The organism is Nocardioides sp. Z24_21, assembly GCF_058134345.1.
This window is the reverse complement of record NZ_JBYTTH010000002.1, coordinates 938252-959781: the sequence shown is the minus strand read 5'-3', so window position 1 is coordinate 959781 and position 21530 is coordinate 938252. Positions and strand designations below refer to the sequence as shown.

Annotated in this window: 20 protein-coding genes; 9 read left to right on the top strand and 11 right to left on the bottom strand. The window is 70.4% G+C overall.

Annotated features, from left to right (window positions below):
- Positions 1-66 precede the first annotated feature (66 nt).
- From AC3X7Z_RS11025 to AC3X7Z_RS11005, 5 genes are all read right to left on the bottom strand, one after another.
- A complete protein-coding gene (locus AC3X7Z_RS11025) occupies positions 67-843 on the bottom strand; it encodes a succinate dehydrogenase/fumarate reductase iron-sulfur subunit (RefSeq protein WP_489975929.1) in 777 nt (258 codons plus the stop codon).
- A gap of 8 nt (positions 844-851) precedes the next feature.
- Positions 852-2711 (bottom strand): fumarate reductase/succinate dehydrogenase flavoprotein subunit, encoded by a 1860-nt coding sequence (locus tag AC3X7Z_RS11020; protein ID WP_489975928.1) that lies wholly within the window; start codon positions 2709-2711, stop codon positions 852-854.
- Entirely contained in the window at positions 2711-3523 is an 813-nt protein-coding gene (locus AC3X7Z_RS11015; protein ID WP_489975927.1) for a hypothetical protein, read from the bottom strand. The genes AC3X7Z_RS11020 and AC3X7Z_RS11015 overlap by 1 nt, the downstream gene beginning before the upstream one ends.
- A 93-nt stretch (positions 3524-3616) precedes the next feature.
- Positions 3617-5224 (bottom strand): APC family permease, encoded by a 1608-nt coding sequence (locus AC3X7Z_RS11010; RefSeq protein WP_489975926.1) that lies wholly within the window; start codon positions 5222-5224, stop codon positions 3617-3619.
- A 27-nt stretch (positions 5225-5251) separates the two neighbouring features.
- A complete protein-coding gene (locus tag AC3X7Z_RS11005) occupies positions 5252-6319 on the bottom strand; it encodes a DUF2776 family protein (protein WP_489975925.1) in 1068 nt (355 codons plus the stop codon).
- 217 nt (positions 6320-6536) lie between these two features.
- On the opposite strand from AC3X7Z_RS11005, the gene gadC reads away from it, so the two are divergent.
- From gadC to AC3X7Z_RS10980, 5 genes are all read left to right on the top strand, one after another.
- The gene (gadC, locus tag AC3X7Z_RS11000) at positions 6537-8009 is read left to right on the top strand and encodes a glutamate/gamma-aminobutyrate antiporter GadC (protein WP_489975924.1); all 1473 of its coding nucleotides are present in this window, start codon (positions 6537-6539) and stop codon (positions 8007-8009) included.
- Between the two features lie 41 nt (positions 8010-8050).
- A complete protein-coding gene (locus AC3X7Z_RS10995; protein WP_489975923.1) occupies positions 8051-8455 on the top strand; it encodes a hypothetical protein in 405 nt (134 codons plus the stop codon).
- Positions 8456-8546: 91 nt separating this feature from the next.
- Complete coding sequence (locus AC3X7Z_RS10990) at positions 8547-8756, top strand: hypothetical protein (protein ID WP_489975922.1); 210 nt, start codon at positions 8547-8549, stop codon at positions 8754-8756.
- Positions 8753-9427, top strand: a complete 675-nt coding sequence (locus tag AC3X7Z_RS10985; protein WP_489975921.1) for a hypothetical protein — start codon at positions 8753-8755, stop codon at positions 9425-9427. The genes AC3X7Z_RS10990 and AC3X7Z_RS10985 overlap by 4 nt, the downstream gene beginning before the upstream one ends.
- Before the next feature lie 109 nt (positions 9428-9536).
- Positions 9537-9878 (top strand): carboxymuconolactone decarboxylase family protein, encoded by a 342-nt coding sequence (locus tag AC3X7Z_RS10980; RefSeq protein WP_186341338.1) that lies wholly within the window; start codon positions 9537-9539, stop codon positions 9876-9878.
- 12 nt (positions 9879-9890) lie between these two features.
- Here AC3X7Z_RS10980 and AC3X7Z_RS10975 read toward each other — a convergent pair whose 3' ends face one another.
- Positions 9891-12029, bottom strand: a complete 2139-nt coding sequence (locus tag AC3X7Z_RS10975) for a helix-turn-helix transcriptional regulator (protein WP_489975920.1) — start codon at positions 12027-12029, stop codon at positions 9891-9893.
- A gap of 146 nt (positions 12030-12175) precedes the next feature.
- A complete protein-coding gene (bsh, locus tag AC3X7Z_RS10970; protein WP_489975919.1) occupies positions 12176-13147 on the bottom strand; it encodes a choloylglycine hydrolase in 972 nt (323 codons plus the stop codon).
- A gap of 315 nt (positions 13148-13462) precedes the next feature.
- Between bsh and AC3X7Z_RS10965 the strand changes: the two genes are divergently transcribed.
- The 3 genes from AC3X7Z_RS10965 to AC3X7Z_RS10955 all read left to right on the top strand — a co-directional run bounded on the left by AC3X7Z_RS10965 (position 13463) and on the right by AC3X7Z_RS10955 (position 17061).
- Entirely contained in the window at positions 13463-14164 is a 702-nt protein-coding gene (locus tag AC3X7Z_RS10965) for a succinate dehydrogenase cytochrome b subunit (protein ID WP_489975918.1), read from the top strand.
- 43 nt (positions 14165-14207) lie between these two features.
- Positions 14208-16229 carry a fumarate reductase/succinate dehydrogenase flavoprotein subunit gene (locus AC3X7Z_RS10960; protein ID WP_489976014.1) on the top strand — a complete coding sequence of 674 codons (2022 nt, stop codon included), beginning with the start codon at positions 14208-14210 and terminating at the stop codon, positions 16227-16229.
- Between the two features lie 88 nt (positions 16230-16317).
- Positions 16318-17061 carry a succinate dehydrogenase/fumarate reductase iron-sulfur subunit gene (locus AC3X7Z_RS10955; protein ID WP_186341335.1) on the top strand — a complete coding sequence of 248 codons (744 nt, stop codon included), beginning with the start codon at positions 16318-16320 and terminating at the stop codon, positions 17059-17061.
- 117 nt (positions 17062-17178) lie between these two features.
- Here the strand turns inward: AC3X7Z_RS10955 and AC3X7Z_RS10950 are convergent, their stop codons facing one another.
- Complete coding sequence (locus AC3X7Z_RS10950) at positions 17179-18243, bottom strand: YihY/virulence factor BrkB family protein (RefSeq protein WP_186341334.1); 1065 nt, start codon at positions 18241-18243, stop codon at positions 17179-17181.
- Complete coding sequence (locus AC3X7Z_RS10945) at positions 18240-18755, bottom strand: 2'-5' RNA ligase family protein (protein ID WP_186341333.1); 516 nt, start codon at positions 18753-18755, stop codon at positions 18240-18242. Before AC3X7Z_RS10945 ends, AC3X7Z_RS10950 begins: the two co-directional genes overlap by 4 nt.
- Positions 18756-18805: 50 nt before the next feature.
- Here AC3X7Z_RS10945 and trpS point away from each other — a divergent pair, with 50 nt between their 5' ends.
- A complete protein-coding gene (gene trpS, locus AC3X7Z_RS10940) occupies positions 18806-19870 on the top strand; it encodes a tryptophan--tRNA ligase (RefSeq protein WP_397180301.1) in 1065 nt (354 codons plus the stop codon).
- A gap of 38 nt (positions 19871-19908) precedes the next feature.
- Here the strand turns inward: trpS and AC3X7Z_RS10935 are convergent, their stop codons facing one another.
- Positions 19909-20067: a hypothetical protein gene (locus AC3X7Z_RS10935; RefSeq protein ID WP_186341332.1), complete on the bottom strand. Its 159-nt coding sequence runs from the start codon at positions 20065-20067 to the stop codon at positions 19909-19911.
- 164 nt (positions 20068-20231) lie between these two features.
- Positions 20232-21479, bottom strand: coding sequence for an MFS transporter (locus AC3X7Z_RS10930; protein WP_186341331.1), 1248 nt, complete (start codon positions 21477-21479; stop codon positions 20232-20234).
- Positions 21480-21530 lie beyond the last annotated feature (51 nt).

Genomic DNA, 21530 nt, shown 5'->3' with positions numbered 1-21530 from the left:
CGTGGGGAGGGTCACGGCCGCGGGCTATGGGAAAGGTCACCGTCGCTGCCCACGACCGGGCTCGCCTCAGACCTCCGTGCGGCCCTCGTCGTCCTTGCTCCGGAGGCCGATCTTGTTGCCGAGCCACACCAGCGGGTCGTACTTGCGGTCCACCACGCGCTCCTTCATCGGGATGATCGCGTTGTCGGTGATGTGGATGCCCTCCGGGCAGACCTCGGTGCAGCACTTGGTGATGTTGCACATCCCGAGGCCGGCCGCGTCCTGCGCGAGCCGGCGGCGGTCGTGGGTGTCGAGGGGGTGCATGTCGAGCTCGGCATAGCGGATGAAGAAGCGGGGGCCGGCGAAGTGCTGCTTGTTGTCCTCGTGGTCGCGGACCACGTGGCACACGTCCTGGCACAGGTAGCACTCGATGCACTTGCGGAACTCCTGGCCGCGCTCCACGTCGACCTGCATCATCCGCCGCCTGCCGTCCGCGTCGCGGGGCCCGAGCTCGGCGTAGGGCAGCTCCTTGGCCTTCTCGTAGTTGAACGACACGTCGGTGACCAGGTCGCGGATCACCGGGAACGTGCGCATGGGGGTGACGGTGACCGTCTCGCCCGGGTCGAAGTCGGAGAGCCGGGTCATGCACAGCAGGCGGGGCCGACCGTTGATCTCGGCGCTGCACGAGCCGCACTTGCCAGCCTTGCAGTTCCAGCGGATCGCCAGGTCGCCCGTCTGCGTCGCCTGCAGCCGGTGCAGCGCGTCGAGCACCACCTCGCCCTCGGAGACCTCGACGGTGTAGTCGGTGAGGGCACCCCCGTCGGCGTCGCCCCGCCACACGCGCATCCTCAGGTCGTAGGCCATGGCCGTCCTCACGTGTCCTGGAAGAGCTGCTCGAGGTCCTCGGGCATCACCGGCAGCGCCTTCTCGGCGATGTCGACGCCCGACCCGGTCGCGTCGAGGGTGAGCACCAGGTTCTTCGCGCCCCACTCGGGGTCGGGCCCCGGGAAGTCGTCCCGGGTGTGCCCGCCCCGCGACTCCTGGCGCGCCAGCGCGGCCGTGGCGATGCACTCGCTGACCAGCAGCATGTTGCGCAGGTCGAGCGCGAGGTGCCAGCCCGGGTTGTACTGGCGGTGACCCTCGACGACCATCGCGGCCGCCCGCTCCTTGAGGCGGTCGAGGTGACCGAGGGACTCCTCGAGCTCCGCGGCGGTGCGGATGATGCCGACCAGGTCGTTCATCGTGTCCTGCAGGTCGTGCTGGATCGTGTAGGGGTTCTCCCCCCCTCCCCCCGGACCGGCAGAGACCTCGAACGGCGCCAGCGCGTCGGCCTGGGCCGCCTTGACGTCCACCTCGTCGACCGCCGGCCGCGGGCCCGAGACGGCGTGCGCCGCCGCGGCCTCGCCGGCGCGCTTGCCGAACACGAGCAGGTCGGACAGCGAGTTGCCGCCCAGCCGGTTGGAGCCGTGCATGCCGCCGCTCACCTCACCCGCGGCGTAGAGCCCCTCGACGCCCGAGCGCTGGGTGTCGGAGTCGACCTCGACACCGCCCATCACGTAGTGGCACGTCGGCCCGATCTCCATCGGCTCGGCGGTGATGTCGACGTCGGCGAGCTCCTTGAACTGGTGGTACATCGACGGCAGCCGCTTGCGGATGTAGTCGGCGTCGCGGCGGCTGGCGATGTCGAGGAAGATCCCGCCGTGCGGTGACCCGCGTCCGGCCTTGATCTCGGAGTTGATGGCGCGGGCGACCTCGTCGCGTGGCAGCAGCTCGGGTGGGCGCCGGTTGTTGGCCTTGTCGTCGTACCACCGGTCCGCCTCCTCCTCGGTGTCGGCCGTCTCGGACCGGAAGAAGTCGGGGATGTAGTCGAACATGAAGCGCTTGCCCTCGGAGTTTCGCAGGATGCCGCCGTCGCCGCGCACCGACTCGGTGACCAGCAGGCCCTTGACCGACGGCGGCCACACCATGCCGGTGGGGTGGAACTGCACGAACTCCATGTTGATCAGGCTGGCCCCCGCGCGCAGTGCCAGCGCGTGCCCGTCACCGGTGTACTCCCAGGAGTTGGAGGTGACCTTGTAGGACTTGCCGATGCCGCCGGTCGCGAGCACCACGCTCGGCGCCTCGAACGTGATGAAGCGACCGGTCTCGCGCCAGTAGCCGAACGCCCCGGCCACCCGCCCGCCCTCCTTGAGCACCTCGGTGACCGTGCACTCCATGTAGACGTCGATCCCGAGCTGCACCGTGCGCTGCTGCAGCGTGCGGATCAGCTCGAGCCCGGTGCGGTCACCGACGTGGGCGAGCCGGGCGTAGCGGTGCCCGCCGAAGTCGCGCTGGGAGATCAGCCCGTCCTCGGTGCGGTCGAACAGCGCACCCCAGTCCTCGAGCTCGAGCACCCGCTCGGGCGCCTCCTGAGCGTGCAGCTGCGCCATGCGCCAGTTGTTGAGCATCTTGCCGCCGCGCATCGTGTCGCGAAAGTGCACCTTCCAGCTGTCCTCCGGCCACCGGTTGCCCAGCGCGGCCGCGGCCCCACCCTCGGCCATCACGGTGTGCGCCTTGCCGAGCAGCGACTTGCACACCACGGCCGTGCGCGCGCCCGCCTCGTGGGCGGCGATCGCGGCCCTCAGCCCCGCGCCGCCGGCGCCGATCACCACGACGTCGTAGGTGTGGCGCTCCATGCCCGCCCGGGCCTCGGGCGACATCTCGTTGCCCGTCATCGGATGCCGCTCGCTCATCAGAAGAACCTCACGTCCTGGATCGTGCCGGTGGCGAGGAGGAAGACGTAGAGGTCGACGATCGCGACGGAGAACAGGGAGTACCAGGCCCACCTGCCGTGGCTCTCGTTGAGCCGCGACACCCAGGTCCAGAGCCGGTAGCGGACGGGGTGCTTGGAGAAGTGGCGCAGGCGGCCGCCGACGATGTGGCGGCACGAGTGGCACGAGAGCGTGTAGAGCCAGATGAAGACGATGTTGGCGATCATCAGCAGGGTGCCCAGTCCCATGTGGACCCCGCTGGTCTCACCGTCCCCGAGGGCGTACTCCGCCGGCATCGGCCGGAAGCCCAGGACCGTGTCGAAGGTGAGCACCAGGCCGACCAGCACCGCGGCGTACCAGAACCAGCGGTGCACGTTCTGCACGATCAGCGGGAACCGCGACTCGCCCGAGTAGGAGCCGTGCGGCTCGGCGACGCCGCACGCCGGCGGGCTCAGCCAGAACGCCCGGTAGTAGGCCTTGCGGTAGTAGTAGCAGGTCATCCGGAAGCCGAGGGGGAACACGAGGATGATCAGCGCCGCCGACAGCGGCCACGCCGCGAAGGGCTGGCCGAAGTCGGAGGCCCCCTCGACGCAGTCGCCCAGGCACGGGGAGTAGAACGGCGACAGGTAGGGCGAGGCGTAGTAGTCGCGTCCCATGAAGGCGCGCACGGTCGCGTAGACGACGAAGGCCGAGAAGACCACGAACGTGGTCAGCGGCGAGAGCCACCACCGGTCCCGGCGCAGCGTCCCGGCCTCGATCCGCGCCCTGGTCGGGCCGTGCACGCCTGTGCTCATCGCATCCCCGTCGCGTCGTGGTTGCGCCAGAGTCTGCACACAACGGGCGGCGATGTGAAGTAGGCCACACCGCGCACCCTCGACGTGACCCGCTCACGTCGCCCGGACGGCCGGGACGCTGGCGACCAGCGCGGCCGCGTCGGCGGCGGGCAGCGCGGAGCGCACGCCCCACTCGAACAGCGCCAGCGCGAACACGGTGACCACCACCATGTCGACCCCGTTGGGAAGCACGTCGCGGCCGCCGCCGAACCTGCCGAGGAAGGTCAGCAGCAGCACCCCGCCGTAGTAGGGGCCCAGCCACACCAGCGAGCCCAGCGCCAGCGACCCGCGCAGCTGCGGATCACGGACGACACGCCCCGCCAGCACCGCGAGGCCGACCGCGATCGGGATGGTCAGCTTGACCATCGTCTCCCAGCCGGTCCAGTAGATGATCAGGCTGATCACGACGAAGGCGACCCGGGCCATCAACGCCACGGCGTGGAGCCGGAACGGACGCACGCGGTCGGGCACCTGGCCTCGCAGCGCCAGCACGGTCACCGGGCCCAGGCACATCGAGAGCACGATGGCTCCCGAGTTGAAGGAGAGGAGCTCCGACCACCCGTCACGGAAGGCGAGCAGCAGGACCAGCCCCACCACCAGGTTGAGCACCATCGCCCGCATCGGGACGCCGTGGCGGCTGAAGGCCGTCAGCGCGCGCGGGAAGAGTCCGTTCTGCGCGACGGCCACGGTGAGGCGGCCAGTGGACGCGGTCGAGACCAGGCCCGCGCCGAAGGGGCCGAGCACGGCGTCCGCCACCACCAGCTTGGCCAGCGCCGCCATGCCCAGACCGGACAGCAGGGCCGCGAGCGGCCCGTTGGCCCCACCCTTGTCGAGGCCGGCCCAGCCGCTGTCGAGCTCGGCGGGGTCGACCGCGCCGACGAATCCGAGCTGGAGGAGGGTGAAGAGCACGGTGCACACGAGGATGCCGCCGACCAGGGCCACGGGGATGGTCACCTGTGGTCGCCGCGCCTCACCGGCAAGGTCCAGCGCATGCCGGAACCCGAGGAACGCGAAGACGACACCGCCCGTGGTGATGGCGCTCAGCACCCCGGTCATCCCCTCGGGAGCGAAGCCCGTCTCGCGGATCGGGGCAGTGGAGAACCGGGTGAGCAGCGCGCCCGCGATGGCCACCGGGATGAGGATCTTCATCCAGGTCAGCGCGCTGTTGACGCGGGTGAAGAGCGCCACCCCGAACGCGTTGAGCCCGGTGAAGGCGACCAGAACGAGGGTGGCGACCGCGACCCCCGGCAGGCTGAGGGCACTCTCGCCGTTGGCCGAGGCACCCGCGACGAACAGCCAGTCGAAGCCGGGCGCGCTGCTGGCGTACTCGAGCATCGCCTGGGTCTCGATCGGCGCCGCCGTCACGTAGCCCACCCAGGCCACCCAGCCGATCGCGATGCCGACCCCCTGCCCGTGGCTGAAGGTCGGCAGCAGCCCCAGGCCGCCGACGACGGGCAGCATCGCGGAGATCTCGGCGTAGACCAGCGCCACCGTGATCAGCATCAGTCCCGCGAGCGGCCAGGCGACTATGGCGGCGGGCCCCGCCTGCTGGGCGGCGAACAGCGGGGCGAACAGCACCCCCGACCCGACCACCCCGCCGACCGCGACGAAGGTCAGCCCGATCGTGCCGATCGACCGATCGGGAGCGTTCGACTCGTCCATCGTCGCGGCCGTGCGTCTCGGCTGGGCTCAGTCGCCGTGCGACGACGTGCCGCTCTCCAGGATGGACACGATCGAGTAGAGCGTGAAGCAGATCGCTCCGAGCCCCACGAGCACGTGGGCGGCGATGAAGACGTTGGTGTCGGTGAACGCGGCCTGGAAGACGAACGCCGCCAGGAACAGGCAGCCGAGCGCGGTCACGATCGGGATCAGGGGCACCCTGTTGGCCAGGCTGAACGTGCGACGCCACACCAGGGCCAGCAGCCCGACCTTGCTCAGGATGCTGAAGCAGACCAGGCCCAGGCCGATCATCACGAACCCGGGTGTGCGGTAGTACGGCTCGGTGTCGAGGACCAGCAGCACGATCCCCCACAGGATCGCGGCACTGCCCATCACGATCACCAGCCAGGGCCACACCACGCGGTCGCGCGGGCCGTAGGTGTCCTGGACCTGGCGCAGGATGCTCCACACCAGCCCGATCAGGCTGGTGCAGATCATCGCGAGGCCGCTGACGACGTGGCCCACCGTGAAGCGGCTCGGTGAGGTGGTCAGCAGCAGGTTGACGATGCCTATGCCCCAGGCGACCGCCGCGAGCACGACCGGGAGCGCCGCCAGCACGGCGACGGCCGGCCCGGAGAAGGCCTCTGCCGGACGGGTCCGGTCACCCTCCGGCTTGGCGGAGTTGGCCGGGATGAGCGAGAACTTGGTCGAGGCCAGGGCGACCGTGGACACGCAGCCGCAGATCAGGCCGAGACCGACGACGACGTGCCCGGCGACGTACTCCGGGCTCTGCCCGCTCCCGGAGGCCCCCGAGAGCACGGAGATGCCGTAGCCGCAGGTGCCGATCGCCGCCAGGTAGCCGAGCGCGGGATAGACCACCTTGTCGACGGCGTTGAAGCGTCCGATCAGCTGCCGGATGATCGTGGCGGCCGTGCAGAACAGGCACAGGCAGATCGCCCCGAGGAAGGTGACCACCCGCCCGGCGACGAAGTTGCCCGGCGCGTCCGCGGCGTTCCACACGTAGACGCCGAACCCGACGCAGACCGCCATCATCGCCAGCGGGATGGCACGGAAGACGACGCTGATCCAGTAGTTCATGACATCTCTGCTCCTCGTGCGACGACGCTCGCCGGCGGGACGATTGGGGACGCCGCAGCCCCGGGACCCACTCAGTAGAGCACCGATCCGGGTCGGGGTCAGCAGGCGACGGGGAAGGCGGATCGGGAGGCCCCGGGCGTCACTCATTGTGAGTGATGCCGACGCCGCGCCACGCAACTAGCGTCGTTGGCCGGAGCAATCGGCGAAAGGCTCGGAGATGGCTACTCGGGACGACAGTCAGGCGACTGCACCGCAGGGACGGGCCCAGGCACGCACCTCGTTCATCAGTTGGACATCGATGGCGATCCTCATCGCCACAGCGGTCGCGAGCGTTCGCGGACTGCCGGCCATGGCGGCCTACGACTGGGCATCGATCTTCCTCTACGTCCTGCCCGCGATCCTGTTCATGGTGCCGGTGGCGCTCGTGGCCGCCGAGCTGGCGAGCGGATGGAAGGGCGGGATCTTCGTCTGGGTCAAGGAGGCCTATGGCGACCGCCTCGGCTTCTTCGCGATCTGGCAGCAGTGGATGCAGAACGTCGCTTGGTACCCGGCCCAGCTCGCCTTCTTCGCCTCGGCCCTCGCGTACGTGTGGGATCCGGCCCTGGCCAACTCGGGCATCTTCACCGGCCTGATCATCCTGGTCGTGTACTGGATCTCGACGTTCATCGCCACCCTCGGTGTCGACGCGTTCGCCAAGGTCGGGACCTGGGGCTTCCTGGCCGGCACCCTCGTGCCGGCGGCGGCCCTGATCGTCTTCGCGGCGATCTTCTGGGCCGGCGGCGGCACCTCGCACCTCCAGCCGATCGGTGAAGCGGAGTGGTTCCCGAAGTTCACCGGGCTGGCCAGCATCGTGCTGATCGTCAGCAACTTCCTCTCCTACGCCGGCATGGAGATGAACGCCGTCCACGTCAACGAGATGCGGCGGCCCAGCACCGAGTTCCCGAAGGCGATCGTCCTGTCGGTGGTCCTCATCCTGTTCGTCTTCATCCTGCCCACCCTGGCCATCTCGGTCGCGGTCCCCGGCTCCAGCGTCAACCTGACCCAGGGGGTGCTTCAGGCCTTCGACGTCTTCTTCAACCACCTCGGGATGTCGTGGGGCACCACCGTGATGGCCCTGCTGATCGTCATCGGGATCCTCGCCTCGGTGGTCACCTGGATCCCGGGACCGAGCAAGGGATTGCTGCTGGTCGGCAAGGAGGGATACCTGCCCCCTCGCCTGCAGGGCACCAACAGCCACGGGATGCAGGTCCCGATCATGATGGTGCAGGGCATCATCGTGACGGCGATGGCCGTCCTCTTCGCCATCTTGCCGTCGGTGCAGTCGGTCTTCTGGATCCTCACCGCCATGGCCGTGCAGCTCTACCTGCTGATGTACATGGTCATGTTCCTCGCCGGCATGCGCCTGCGCCGCACCCACCCCGACGTCAAGCGTGGCTTCCGCACGCCTGCCATGACCCTGGTCGGGTCGGTCGGTTTCGTGGCGAGCGTCGCCGCCTTCCTCCTCGGCTTCGTCGAGCCGTCGGGCAACGCGGACTCGACGCCGCAGGGCGTGTACATCCTGATCCTCGTGGCCGGCATCGTCCTCCTCGGCGTGTGGCCGTTCGTCCTCTACAAGCTGCGCAAGCCGGAGTGGAAGATCGAGACCTCCCCGGACCACACCCATTCCGACACGACGGCCCAGGAGGCGTGAGTCCGATGATCACGAAGCGTCCACGAACAGTCCGCTCCGCAGTGCTCCGGACAGCCGGCCTGGCCGTGGCGGCGGGCGTGGGGCTCTCCGCCTGCTCGGCAGCCGGCAGCGCCTCCGACCCGGACAGCGACCGGGCACGCCAGCTCGCCGAGCAGCTCAACGTGCGGTTGTCCGAAGCCGGGTTCCCCACGCTCGACGCCTCGACGGCGACCGCCCTCTACGGCACGGACGGAGGCGTCAGCTGCGAGAACGTCGGCGAGCTGCAGCAGGAGCTGGCCCTGTCCCAGTTCGGCAACAACGCCCTGCACCTCCGGCGCGTGGTCATGGACCCCCGGATCATCGAGTACGACTTCGCGGTGGTCGAGACCTACTGCCCCGACAAGGCGGGCGAGCTGCTCGACGAGGTGGAGGACCTGGACACCGAGAGGACCATCCCGGACCGGTAGGCGAGCGACGCACCACCACCGACCAGAGCCCGACCAGAGCCCGACCAGAGCCGAGTGTCTCGATGGCGCAGTCACGAGGAGCAGATGCCACATGGTGCACAGCAGGAACTCCGTACGCGGCGCCCTCGAGGACGACGTCTTCGCCTCGGCCGACCTGCCGGTCGCCGTACCGAAGTATCGCTTCCCGAACGACGAACAGGTGCCCCGGCACGCCTATCGGGTCGTGCACGTGGACAAGCACGGAACCAAGGAGTCCCTGACGCCGGACGAGGCACCAGCTTCCACCGCTGACCACGGATGAGACGCCCGGACTCCACCGACGACCTCGATGATCCCTATGCCGAGACCCGGTGGCCGATGGCGGCGGCGGTTGCCGTCGCCATGGGTCTCACCGTGCTGCTGCCGGGCAGCCTGCGCCTGGCCCAGCCCTGGGTGCTGCCCACGTTCGCGGGTCTCCTCGTGCTGGTGCTGCTCGCCGGCGACCCCGGCCGGATCTCGAGGCGTACGACGTTCCTGCGGGCGGCGTCCATCGCGCTGATCACCGTGATGTCCCTGGGAGCGGTCTGGTCGGCGGTCCAGCTCGTCGACGACATCGTCCGAGGAGGGTCTGCCACCGACTCGGCGCCCGAGCTGCTGCAGGCAAGCGGTTCGGTGTGGCTGATCACGATCATCGCCTGCGCGCTCCTCTACTTCGAGCTCGACTGCGGCGGGGCCGCCGCCCGTGCCGAGCGGATGCCACGTACCCCCGACCTCGCCTTCCCCCAGCAGCTCACCTCCGAGCTGGGCCTGGAGGACTGGCGCCCGAACTTCGGCGACTACCTCTATCTCGGTCTGACCAACGCCACGGCGTTCAGCCCGACCGACGTGATGCCGCTCGCACCCTGGGCCAAGCTCGTCATGGCGATCCAGGCGCTGACGTCACTGGCCATCATGGGCCTGGTCGTCGCCCGGGCGGTCAACGTGCTGGGCTGACGAGGGGCAGGTGGTGAGGGCGACTGGTCGCAGGATGACACGAAACAGGTGGTGCGGGGACGGCCACCACGGGCGCTAATGGGAAGAGGTCTCCAGAGGGGAGTCAGGGATGGACAACGGCGAACAGCTGCGTCGTCTGGCGTTCGGCCAGACGACGGATGACCGCGCACAGGACGTCCCCGACACCTGGCCGGCGACGGCCCTCGACGCGAGGATCCTGGCCCTGGTCCGGCTCGGCGCCCTCGCGGCGACGGGCGACGGCACCGTGCGCTCCTACGGCTCGCTCGCGGACAGCGCCCTGAGGGCCGGGGCGAGCGTCGAGGAGATCGTCGACGTCCTGGTGGGAGTGCTGCCGATCACCGGACCCGTGCGCGTGGCGACGGCCGCGCCCAAGCTGGCCCTCGTCCTGGGCTACGACGTCGACGAGGACCGCGACGATGCCGGGCCGTGACCGACCCGCTCCTCATCCCCCGAGCAGCCCGAGGAAGGTCGCCCGGTCGACCGCCTCACCGCGTGAGGTGGCACCGAGCTTGCGGTAGATGGCGGAGACCTCGGAGGCGACGGTGTTGCGCGAGAGCTGCAGTCGCTGGGCGATGTCGGCGATCCTGAGGTGGGTCGGGAGGTAGGGCAGCACGCGCAGCTCCGCGGGCGTGAGCGGGGCGTCGTGGGCCCCGGCATCGTTCCCCGCCGGGGTCGTGATCGTCCGGAGCTCCCCGACCTGCTCGACCAGGGTCCCCAGCTCGGGCCGACGCCGCAGGATGTCGTCGATCTCGCCCAGCAGGCGGCGGGCGTCGGAGTGCCCGCCGCGCGTCCAGCACGCCTTCGCGAGCTGGAGCCGGCCCCTCGTCGCGAGGCACGGAAGGGCGTACGTGGCCGCGGCACGCGCCCGCATGGCGCGCGCGAGCTGGCGGTCTGCCTCAGGGAGGTTGCCCCGGTGGACGGCCAGCCGAGCCGCGGCCGCGAACGCGAGGAGGCTGCACGCGTAGTCCTCGAGGTGGTGCTGGTCGACGGTGCGGAGCGCGAGTCCGACGTGCTCGGCCGCCTCGTCCCAGCACCCGAGGTCCATGTCGACGAGGGCCAGACCCGACTCGCTGAGCACGACCGCGCCCGTGTCGCCCGCAGCCAGGCCGACCTCCGTGGCGTCACGGAGCACGGCCCCGGCTCGCCGGGGCGAGCCCGCGACCAGGTGCGCCTCCGCGAGGACGCAGAGCGCCGTCGCACGCCACGGGCTCCGCAGCGGCTCCTGCGCCGCGGAGAACTCGGCGTCGGCCATCATCGCCTCGGGCCCCGAGGCACACGCCATGGCGCGGAGCATCGATCGCGACGACGCGAACGACGCGCCGCCGTGCGTCGGGGTCGGGTCGAACGACGCCTCCTCCACGACGCCGGCCCATCGTTGGGCGACCACCGCCTGCCCGGCCGACGCCGCGACCCACCCCGCCAGCACGGCGAGGGGTGGGTAGGCCTCGATGGTGGGCTCGCCGAGCACCCGCAACCACCGCTGGAGCGTCGAGACCTGCCCCGCGCTGACGGTCGTGAGCGCCAGCTCGGCCACGAGCTGGGCGCACCTCTCGCGCTCCTGCGTGATGAGGAGGTACTCCACGGCCGTGGCCGGTGCGCCGTTGGCCTGGAACCAGTCGGCGGCGCGCACCTGCAGCTTCTCCACCGCCTCCGGGTCGTCGCGGAGCAGCTCGGCCAGCAGGAACTCGCGGAACAGGGGGTGGTAGCGGTACCACTCCCGTCGCCGGTCCAGCGCGACGATGAACGCGTTCGACGCCTCGAGGGTGCGCAACCGGTCCTGGGAGCTCCGCTCCCCCAGCACCGCGTCGCAGAGCGGGCCGTGGAGCCGGTCGAGGACGGCCGTGCGCCGCAGGAAGTCCCGGATCCCGGGGTCGAACCTCCAGAAGACCTCGCGCTGGAGGTAGTCGGCGATGTAGCGGTCGTCCCCGGTGGCCCGCCCGGGCTGGTCCTGCCCCTCCCCCGCGATGAGGGCGGCGAGCTGGATCCCGGCCGGCCAGCCCTCGGTGCGCGCCGCGACCTCGGCCGCCTGCGCCGGGGTGACGTCGACGCGCGCGGTCGCGAAGACCTGCGCCGCGGCGGACGCGTCGAGGGCGAGGTCTCGGGCCGTGAGCTCGACCGCCTCCCCGGCCGCCCGGAGAGAGGGAAGGTGGGGCTGCTCGTGGCGGCTGGCCGTCACGACCTGGGACCCGGGGGGGACGGCCGACAGCACGACACCCAGCACGTGGTGGCACTCGGGCGACCGGAGCTCGTGCAGGTCGTCGAGCAGGAGGATGAAGGGCACCGGCGAGCGCCTGAACGCCGACGCGATCCGGGCAGCGCCCCGGCCGCGTGCGGCGGCGTCCAGGCCGGTCACAGCGGCAGCCAGGCCCGCGTGCTCCGGCACGGCTCGCTCGTAGGCCGAGGCCAGCAGGAAGAGCAGGGCGCTCGGGTCGTCGTCGGACCGGTCCAGCGAGAGCCACCCGACCCTCCGGCGGTCCCGGTGCGCCCACTCGGCCAGCAGCGTCGACTTCCCGTAGCCGGCGGGCGCGGTGACGCCGACGGCGGCGGTGGCCGCGTCGCGGGCGGAATCGAGGAGCGCCACCCTGCTGACCATGCCGCTCCGGCCCTTCGGAGGCGACAACTTGACCGTCAGCAGGGCGTCGTCCAGCCCGATCGTCGGCCCTCCTGGCCTGCGGGCACCGCTCCCCCGACGGGCCCGAGGAGAGGGCTGGCGGAGCGGCGCGACCACTAGTTCTGGGCCAGGATGCTCTGGCCGGTGAGGAGTGGGTAGCTGGAGAGGGTGTCGCCGTCGAGGTCCACCTTGTGCATGTCGACCGCGGTCACCTGGCTGTTCTCGTAGGTCCGGTAGTAGTAGATCCCCTTGTCGGTGTTGCAGCACGAGGAGTAGATCGTGATCTCGTAGCGGTCGCCGACCTCGACGCACCCCCGCTGCTGCTCGACCGAGCCGAGGATGTGGAAGAACTGGCTGATGGCCTCCGACTCGGTCTCCCCGGAGACCGAGTTGAGGGCGGTGAACGCCGCCTTGACGAAACGGGACATCGATGAGAGGTCGCCGGGCAGGCCGATGCCCCCCATCCCGCGGCTGTAGGTGTCGAAGGGCAGCTTCTTGGAGAAGCGGGTCTCCGGCTGCCCCGTCGACAGGCTCGCGTAGTTGTTCAGGTTGAACATCTGGATGTCGAAGGTCGGGTTGTTGGTCAGCAGCCCCACCGGGTTGTCGTAGACCCGCAACCCGTCCGCGACCGACTCGACCGTGAGCGACTCCTCGCGGTCGGAGATGATCCAGTGGAGCGGCGAGAGGGGGAACTCCGCACTGAACGGGATGTCGACCAGCACCAGCCTGTCCAGCGCCTCCCGGACCTGGGAGACGGTCTCGAACTGCCCCAGGATCCACGGGATGAACTCGAAGGGCGTGATGTTGTCCTTGCCCGGCGTCTCGGGCTTGTAGTCGGCGTTGTCGGGGAAGTTGAGCCCCGCCATGCTCAGCCCCACCTCGTTCGTCGCGTCGTAGTAGAGCGGGTAGCCGTCGGCCACGGTCGTCATCCCCACGACGGCGTGGTGGCTCTGCAGGTCGTCGACCTTGCGGAACGGGAACACGAAGTTGCGGGGCGTGATGGTCACCGACTCGCGGTAGGAGAACTCCAGGTCGAGGTTGCGACCGAAGTAGTGGTCCTTGGCGGTGTAGTTCGTCGCGGTGCACACGGTGCGGCCTCCACGTGGGTCAGGGCTGGACTGGTGGGCCCGCCGGGTGCTGGCGCTCCGGGCAGGGGTGAACACTTCGAAGTTACGTGGACCGAACGGGGTCCGGGGAGAGCACTCCGGCACCGGCACGAGCCGGGGTGCGCTGGCGAGGTGCCCGTGCCGATCGACACTGTGGTCGGTGTCGTCGCCCCGCGCGCGGCACGGGTCGCATGTCCCGCTTACGCGCCTCGGACCGGGTCGCGCGGCCGCGGGAAGGGGCGTACGTCACACTCCCCGGGGCGTCGGGCACACGTCGACAGGCGGTAGCGTGGGGACGTGTCTACCCCCACCCTCGTCAAGGGAGCACGAGCCTCGCGCTCGACGATCGCTCTCAAGCTGTTGATGGCCGGCAGCGGCTTCCTCTTCCTGGCCTTCGTGCTCGCGCACATGTACGGCAACCTCAAGGCGTTCGGCGGTCGCAAGGCGTTCAACGAGTACGCCGAGCACCTCCGCGTGCTCGGCGAGCCGATGCTCCCGCACGAGGGCGCGCTCTGGATCCTGCGCGTGGGCCTCATCGTGGCGCTGGTCGTGCACGTCTACTGCGCCGTCGTGCTGTGGCGCCGCGCTGCCCGCGCCCGCACCACCAAGTACGTCATGAAGAAGGACACCGGCGCCACCCGCGCCAGCCTGATGATGCGTTGGGGCGGGGTGACGATCCTCGTCTTCCTCATCTGGCACCTGCTCAACTTCACCATCGGGAAGGTCAACCCGCAGGGCGGCGCGACCAACGACCCCTACCTCCTGATGGTCGACACCTTCGACCTGTGGTGGATGACGCTGATCTACGTCGCCGCGATGCTGGCGCTCGGCGCCCACCTGCACCACGGCATCTGGAGTGCCGCGCAGACCCTCGGCTGGACCGGCACCGCCGTCAAGCGCAAGCGCGCCAAGACCTTCGGCTTCGTGACCGCGCTGGTCATCTCCGTCGGCTTCTCCCTCGTCCCGCTCGCCGTCCTGGCCGGCATCATCACCAAGTAGTAAGAGGTCACCTCACGTGAGCCACGACAGCCACGACATGGACATGCCCGACACCGTCACCTCGACGGATGCCTCGGCCAGCGGGTCCCTCGACGGCGACTACGACGACGCCGCCGGCTACTACACGCCCGGTGAGCCGCTCGTCGACACCAAGGCACCCGACGCCCCGCTCGCCGAGCGCTGGTCGACCCGCAAGTTCGAGGCCCGCCTGGTCAACCCGGCCAACCGGCGCAAGCTCTCCGTCATCATCGTCGGCACCGGCCTGGCGGGCGCCTCGGCGGCCGCCACGCTCGGTGAGGCCGGCTACAACGTCAAGACGTTCTGCTACCAGGACTCCCCCAGGCGCGCGCACTCCATCGCCGCGCAGGGCGGCATCAACGCGGCGAAGAACTACAAGGAGGACGGCGACTCCGTCCACCGCCTCTTCTACGACACGGTCAAGGGCGGCGACTACCGCTCGCGCGAGTCCAACGTCTACCGCCTCGCCGAGGTCAGCACCAACATCATCGACCAGTGCGTCGCCCAGGGCGTGCCGTTCGCCCGCGAGTACGGCGGCCTGCTCGACAACCGCTCGTTCGGCGGCGTGCAGGTCTCGCGCACCTTCTACGCCCGCGGGCAGACCGGCCAGCAGCTGCTGATCGGCGCCTACCAGGCGCTCGAGCGCCAGATCTCCGCCGGCACGGTGTCGATGTTCACCCGTCACGAGATGCTCGAGCTGATCGTCGTCGACGGCAAGGCCCGCGGCATCATCGCCCGCGACATGGTGACCGGCGAGGTGCAGACCCACCTCGCCGACGTCGTCGTGCTCGCCTCCGGTGGCTACGGCAACGTGTTCTACCTGTCGACCAACGCGATGGGCTCCAACGTCACCGCCGCCTGGCGTGCGCACCGCAAGGGCGCCTACATGGCCAACCCCTGCTACACGCAGATCCACCCGACGTGCATCCCGGTCTCCGGGTCGCACCAGTCCAAGCTGACGCTGATGTCGGAGTCGCTGCGCAACGACGGCCGCATCTGGGTGCCCAAGAACCAGGCCGACTGCGACAAGGACCCGCGCGACATCCCCGAGGAGGACCGCGACTACTACCTGGAGCGGATCTACCCCGCCTTCGGCAACCTGGTCCCCCGCGACATCGCCTCGCGCGCGGCGAAGAACGTCTGCGACGAGGGGCGCGGCGTCGGTCCCGAGGTGGAGGGCGTGCGCCGCGGCGTCTACCTCGACTTCGCCGACGCGATCGACCGACTCGGCCGCGACGCCGTGGAGTCCAAGTACGGCAACCTGTTCGACATGTACGCCCGGATCACCGGCGAGGACCCCTACTCGACGCCGATGCGGATCTACCCGGCCGTGCACTACGTCATGGGCGGGCTGTGGGTCGACTACGACCTCCAGTCGACGATCCCGGGGCTGTTCGTCACCGGCGAGGCCAACTTCTCCGACCACGGCGCCAACCGCCTCGGCGCCTCGGCGCTGATGCAGGGCCTGGCCGACGGCTACTTCGTCCTGCCCCACACGATCCGCGACTACCTCGCCGACGGCCCGTTCGAGCCCGTCCCCGAGGACCACCCGGCGGTCGTGGAGGCGCGCGAGTCGGTCGAGCAGCGCATCGCGCACTTCCTGTCGGTCAACGGCACCCGCAGCGTCGACTCCTACCACCGCGAGCTCGGCAACATCATGTGGGAGTACTGCGGCATGGAGCGCAACGAGACCGGTCTCAAGAAGGCGATCGACCTCATCCGCGGCCTGCGCGACGACTTCTACCGCAACGTCAAGGTGCTCGGCACCAGCGAGTCGCTCAACCAGTCGCTGGAGAAGGCCGGCCGCGTGGCCGACTTCTTCGAGCTCGGCGAGCTGATGTGCATCGACGCGCTCAACCGGCGCGAGTCGTGCGGCGGCCACTTCCGGGCCGAGTCGCAGACCGAGGACGGCGAGGCCATGCGCCACGACGACGAGTTCGCCTACGTCGCCGCGTGGGAGTGGACCGGCCTCGACGAGCGGCCCGTGCTGCACAAGGAGGACCTGGTCTACTCGGCCATCGAGATGAAGCAGCGGAGCTACAAGTGACGCCTGCCTCCGGCACCCTCCCCCTCCCCCGCTTCGCTCCCCCGGCCGACGACGCCGCGGGGACCCCGACACCCACGAGGACCCACCGATGAACGTGACGTTGAAGATCTGGCGTCAGCCCGACTCCGCCAGCCCCGGCGCGATGCACACCTACGAGCTGGCCGACGTGTCCCCGGACATGTCGTTCCTCGAGATGCTCGACGTGCTCAACGAGCAGCTCAACGACCAGGGCGAGGACCCGATCGCCTTCGACTCCGACTGCCGCGAGGGCATCTGCGGCATGTGCGGGCTGATGATCAACGGCGACGCGCACGGGCCCGAGGTCACCACGACCTGCCAGCTGCACATGCGCTCGTTCGAGGACGGCGAGACCATCACGATCGAGCCGTGGCGCGCCGACGCCTTCCCGGTCGTCAAGGACCTCGTCGTCGACCGCGGCGCCCTCGACCGGATGATCCAGGCCGGCGGCTACATCTCGGTCAACACCGGCTCGGCCCCCGAGGCCCACTCGGTGCCGGTGCCCAAGGACGACGCCGACCGCGCCTTCAACGTCGCGACCTGCATCAGCTGCGGTGCCTGCGTCGCGGCCTGCCCCAACGGCTCCGCCTCGCTCTTCCTGGGCGCCAAGGTGACCCACCTCGGCCTGCTCCCCCAGGGGCAGCCCGAGCGCGACGAGCGCGTGGTCAACATGGTCGCCCAGCACGACCACGAGGGCTTCGGCGGCTGCACCAACATCGGCGAGTGCACTGCGGCGTGCCCCAAGGAGATCCCGCTCGACGTGATCTCCCAGCTCAACAAGGACCTGCGCACCGCCATCAAGCACGGCCACTGAGCGGCAGCTCGAGTGGGCGCGTCCTGACGCTCAGGCGACCCCGAGTCGGCGCGTCCTGACGCTCAGGCAACCCCGAGTACGACGGGCAGGACGCGCCCCCTCGACCCCGAACGACGTTCAGTGGCGGCGGCGGACGAGCGCGACAAGCCCGAGCATGGCGCCCGCCCCGGCGGCGAAGGCGGCCTTCGGGGAGGGGAAGGGCTCCGCCGACGGGTGGGCGGCTGCACCGGCCGACGCACCGGCCAGGTCGATCCGCGGGCCCGCGGGCAGCAGCTCGGCCACCTCCTCCGCCTCGCGGCGGGCGCGGGCCTCGCGCGAGGTGTGCGCCCACGAGGCGGCCAGCATGACGACGCGCGAGAAGTAGTTGATCCAGATCAGCAGCACGAGCGCGATGCCGAAGACGGCGAACGCCGGCTGGTTCTGCGTCGAGCTGATCAGGAAGGTCGCGGCCTGCTTGAGCACCTCGAAGCCCACCGCGCCGAGGAGCGCGCCACTCCACAGCGAGCGGTCGGGGGTGTCGTGGTCGGCCAGGATCTTGAAGATCGCGAAGAACAGCAGCGTGTTGGCGCCGAGTCCGACCGCGATCGCGAGCACGGTCAGCACCGGGCGCAGAGCGAGGTCGAGCCCGAGCCAGTCGAGGATGTGGCTGGACAGGGCGGTGACGACGCCGGAGACGGCCACGCTGAGCAGCAGCACGACGCCGATCAGCACCAGCGAGACCAGGTCCTTGAGCTTGCCCACCACGAAGCTGGGCTGTGCGCGCCGCGGCGTCTCGAACACGATCTGGAGCGCGTCGCGCAGGCCGGAGACCCACCCCAGCCCGGAGTAGAGGACACCGATGGCGCCGATGCCGGCAGCGGCGCCGGCGCCGTCCTGGAAGGCGTCGATCGAGATCTCGCCGGGACCGGCCTTGCCCTCGACCACCATCGGCAGCACCGACTGGATGGCCTTCACCACCTGCTCGGTGGCGTCTGAGTAGATGCCCGCGACCAAGCCGACCACGGCGAACGCGAGCGCCAGGATGGGGAAGAACGACAAGAAGCCGAAGAACGTGACCGCACCGGCGAGCGCGTTGCCCTTCACGGCGCCGTAGTGCTGGATCATCCGGAACAGGTGGTCGATGAACGGGCGGCGCTCGCGCACGGCGGCGACGCGCTGCTTGACCGTGTCGACGACGCTCATCGCCCGCCCAGCCGGTAGTGGTGGGTCGGCTGCCAGCCGGCCCGGTCGTCGTGGACGTAGAGGCTGAACTCCTCCACCGCGAAGCTGCACTCGAAACCGGCCAGCTCCTTGTAGGCGATGTCGAGCGTCTCGTCGTCGAGGTGGTGCGCGACGGTGACGTGCGGGTGGTAGGGGAAGTGCAGGTCGACGGCGAGCGGTCCCTGTCGTACGGCGCCGGCGAGCACCTCGCACCCCGAGATCCCCTCGGCGAGGGTGACGAAGACGACCGGCGAGACCGGGCGGAACGTCCCGGTGCCGCGCAGGTGGATGGTGAACGGGGAGACGGTGGCCGCGGCGTCGGCGAGGTGGGCGGTGATGGCGTCGAGGTCGTCGCGGCGGACCTCGGTCGGCGGGACCAGCGTGACGTGCGTGGGGATCTGCGCGGCCGTGGTGTCGCCGACGCTGGTGCGGTAGTCCTGGAGCTCGCTCGCCCAGGGCTCGGGGATCGCGATCGCTACTCCGATGGTGGGCACCCCGAAACCCTACAGAACCCGATCGCGGCGACGATCGGCCCCGTGAAAGGATCGGCCGCGTGAGTGAGACCTTCCGCGCCGCCCAGGCTCGCAGCGACGCCATCGAGGAGCAGATGGCGAAGGACCCGGCATCGCTGCGCATGCTCACCGGGGACCGTCCGACCGGGGCACTGCACATCGGCCACTACTTCGGCTCGATCCGCAACCGCCTGCGCCTGCAGGACAGCGGCGCGGAGATCTGGCAGCTCATCGCCGACTACCAGGTGATCACCGACCGCGACGTGCTCGGCGACATCTCGAGCAACGTGCGCAACCTGCTGCTCGACAACATCGCCGCGGGCCTCGACCCCGACCGGGCGACGATCTTCACGCACTCCTCGGTGCCGGCGCTCAACCAGCTGATGCTGCCGTTCCTCAGCCTGGTCAGCGTCGCGGAGCTGCAGCGCAACCCCACGGTCAAGGACGAGGCCAGGTCGGCCGGCATCACCTCGATCGGCGGCCTCCTGCTCACCTATCCCGTGCACCAGGCCGCCGACATCTTGTTCTGCAAGGCCAACGTCGTCCCGGTCGGGCGCGACCAGCTGCCCCACCTCGAGCAGACCCGCGTCGTCGCGCGCCGCTTCAACGACCGCTACGCCCCGGTGTTCCCCGAGCCCGGCGCGCTGCTGTCCGAGGCTCCTCTCATCCTGGGCACCGACGGCACCAAGATGAGCAAGTCCAAGGGCAACGTGGTCGAGCTGCGGATGAGCGCCGACGAGACCGCCAAGAAGCTCAAGGGCGCCAAGACCGACAGCGACCGCGTCATCACCTACGACCCGGACGCGCGGCCCGAGGTGGCCAACCTGCTCACCCTCATCGGCCTCTGCGAGGGCGTCGACCCGGCCGTGGTCGCCGAGGAGATCGGGGACGGGGGCGGCGGTGCCCTCAAGCGGCGCCTGACCGACGCGATCAACACCGAGCTGGCACCGCTGCGCGCCCGCCGGGCCGAGCTCGAGGCCGATCCGGCCTACCTCGACGAGATCCTGCGCCGCGGCAACGCCCGGGCCAACGAGGTCGCCGACGCGACGCTGGCCGAGGTCAGCGAGGCGATGGGCATGGTCTACAGCTGGGCCTGAGCGGCCCGAGCCCGCACTGCCCGGGTCGGTCGATCCCGTCAGACGGCCCAGCCGACGTTCTCGGCGAAGAAGTCGGCCGCGGGGTAGATCCCCTTGAGCTCCTGGCGTCGCTGCAGCAGGTCGACCACAGCGCTGACGTTGCGGTCCGCCAGCTGCCGGCGGCGCTCCACCTCGCGCACGATCTTGTCGTCGTCCATCACGTCCTCCTCGGGAAGATCTCGGGCGGCCTGCCCGCCCTTCGTGGATTGGATCGTTACAAGTCTGCGCTACGCAAGAGTTCCGCGTGTGTTAACTCCGTGCAACATCACCGGAAAATGCGTGCATCGTGGTGCGTGCAAGGCGGCGCCGAGCACCCCGGCGTTCAGGCGGGCACGGCGTCGCGCTGGCGCACGTGGAGCCTCGCGGAGAGCAGCAGGATGGCCACCCCGAGGATCGACAGGGCCAGGCCGACCAGGGCCGGGGCGCGCAGCCCCCACCCGCCGGCGATGACGAGGCCGCCGAGCCAGGCGCCCAGGGCGTTGGCGACGTTGAGCGAGGCGTGGTTCATCGCGGCACCCAGCGTCTGCGCGTCGCCCGCCACGTCCATCAGCCGCAGCTGCAGGTTGACCACCAGCACCGAGCCGAGGGTGGTGATGAGGAAGACCACCGGCAGGGCGGCCCACCCGTGGGGCGCCGCGAGCCAGAAGGCCAGCATCGTCGCGGCCATCCCGACGCCGCCGATGATCAGCGAGCGGAAGATCGACCAGTCGGCCATGATCCCGGCCAGCGAGGTGCCCGCGACCATGCCGAGGCCGAAGAAGAGCAGGAACACCGCCACCGACCGCTCCCCCAGGCCACCGACGTCGGTGACGACCGGGGCGATGTAGGAGTAGACCGCGAACATGCCGCCGAAGCCGACGGCGCCCGCCAGCAGCGTCAGCCACACCTGGGGCACCTTGAACGCCGCGAGCTCGCGCAGCCCGCTGGCCTCCGCGTCGCCGGGGACGGACGGGACGAACCAGGCGACGAGGGCGAGGGTCACCACGGCCAGGCCGCCGGCGGCCCAGAAGGCCGCGCGCCACCCGAGCTCCTGCCCGAGCACCGTCGCCGCGGGCACGCCGATCACGTTGGCGAACGACAGCCCGAGCATGACCAGCGAGACCGCGCGCCCCTTGCGGGAGGGACGGGCCATGCTCGCGGCCACGAGGGAGGCGACGCCGAAGTAGGCGCCGTGGGGCAGCCCGGCGGCGAAGCGGGCGGCCATCAGCTGCTCGTAGGACGTCGCGAGCGCGCTCAGCCCGTTGCCGGCGGCGAACGCGACCATCAGGGCCACCAGGAGGGCCCGGCGCGGGAGTCGCGCGCCGAGGAAGGCCAGCACCGGCGCGCCGACGACGACCCCGACGGCGTACGCCGAGATGACGTGCCCGCCGGTCGGGATGGAGACGTCGACGCCGCGCGCGATCTGCGGCAGCAGGCCCATCGTCACGAACTCGGTGGTCCCGATGGCGAAGCCGCCCATCGCCAGGGCGAGCACGGCCAGGCCGAAGTGGCGCGCCGTCACCGAGGGGACGTCGAGGTGGCCGGACGTCGGATGGTCGGGAAGCTCGGTCGGGTCGGCGGTCGTCGTCATCACCTGGCGCAAGAGCAGGACCCCCGGGGTTTGTTCCCCGGGGGTCCTGCC

What these genes read in the sequence shown, in the direction of transcription:
- AC3X7Z_RS11025 (WP_489975929.1), bottom strand. Translation starts at nt 843, where the DNA reads ATGGCCTACGACCTGAGGATGCGCGTGTGGCGGGGCGACGCCGACGGG.
- AC3X7Z_RS11020 (WP_489975928.1), bottom strand. Translation starts at nt 2,711, where the DNA reads ATGAGCGAGCGGCATCCGATGACGGGCAACGAGATGTCGCCCGAGGCC.
- AC3X7Z_RS11015 (WP_489975927.1), bottom strand. Translation starts at nt 3,523, where the DNA reads ATGAGCACAGGCGTGCACGGCCCGACCAGGGCGCGGATCGAGGCCGGG.
- AC3X7Z_RS11010 (WP_489975926.1), bottom strand. Translation starts at nt 5,224, where the DNA reads ATGGACGAGTCGAACGCTCCCGATCGGTCGATCGGCACGATCGGGCTG.
- AC3X7Z_RS11005 (WP_489975925.1), bottom strand. Translation starts at nt 6,319, where the DNA reads ATGAACTACTGGATCAGCGTCGTCTTCCGTGCCATCCCGCTGGCGATG.
- gadC (WP_489975924.1), top strand. Translation starts at nt 6,537, where the DNA reads ATGGCTACTCGGGACGACAGTCAGGCGACTGCACCGCAGGGACGGGCC.
- AC3X7Z_RS10990 (WP_489975922.1), top strand. Translation starts at nt 8,547, where the DNA reads ATGGTGCACAGCAGGAACTCCGTACGCGGCGCCCTCGAGGACGACGTC.
- AC3X7Z_RS10985 (WP_489975921.1), top strand. Translation starts at nt 8,753, where the DNA reads ATGAGACGCCCGGACTCCACCGACGACCTCGATGATCCCTATGCCGAG.
- AC3X7Z_RS10980 (WP_186341338.1), top strand. Translation starts at nt 9,537, where the DNA reads ATGGACAACGGCGAACAGCTGCGTCGTCTGGCGTTCGGCCAGACGACG.
- AC3X7Z_RS10960 (WP_489976014.1), top strand. Translation starts at nt 14,208, where the DNA reads ATGCCCGACACCGTCACCTCGACGGATGCCTCGGCCAGCGGGTCCCTC.
- AC3X7Z_RS10955 (WP_186341335.1), top strand. Translation starts at nt 16,318, where the DNA reads ATGAACGTGACGTTGAAGATCTGGCGTCAGCCCGACTCCGCCAGCCCC.
- AC3X7Z_RS10950 (WP_186341334.1), bottom strand. Translation starts at nt 18,243, where the DNA reads ATGAGCGTCGTCGACACGGTCAAGCAGCGCGTCGCCGCCGTGCGCGAG.
- AC3X7Z_RS10935 (WP_186341332.1), bottom strand. Translation starts at nt 20,067, where the DNA reads ATGGACGACGACAAGATCGTGCGCGAGGTGGAGCGCCGCCGGCAGCTG.
- AC3X7Z_RS10930 (WP_186341331.1), bottom strand. Translation starts at nt 21,479, where the DNA reads ATGACGACGACCGCCGACCCGACCGAGCTTCCCGACCATCCGACGTCC.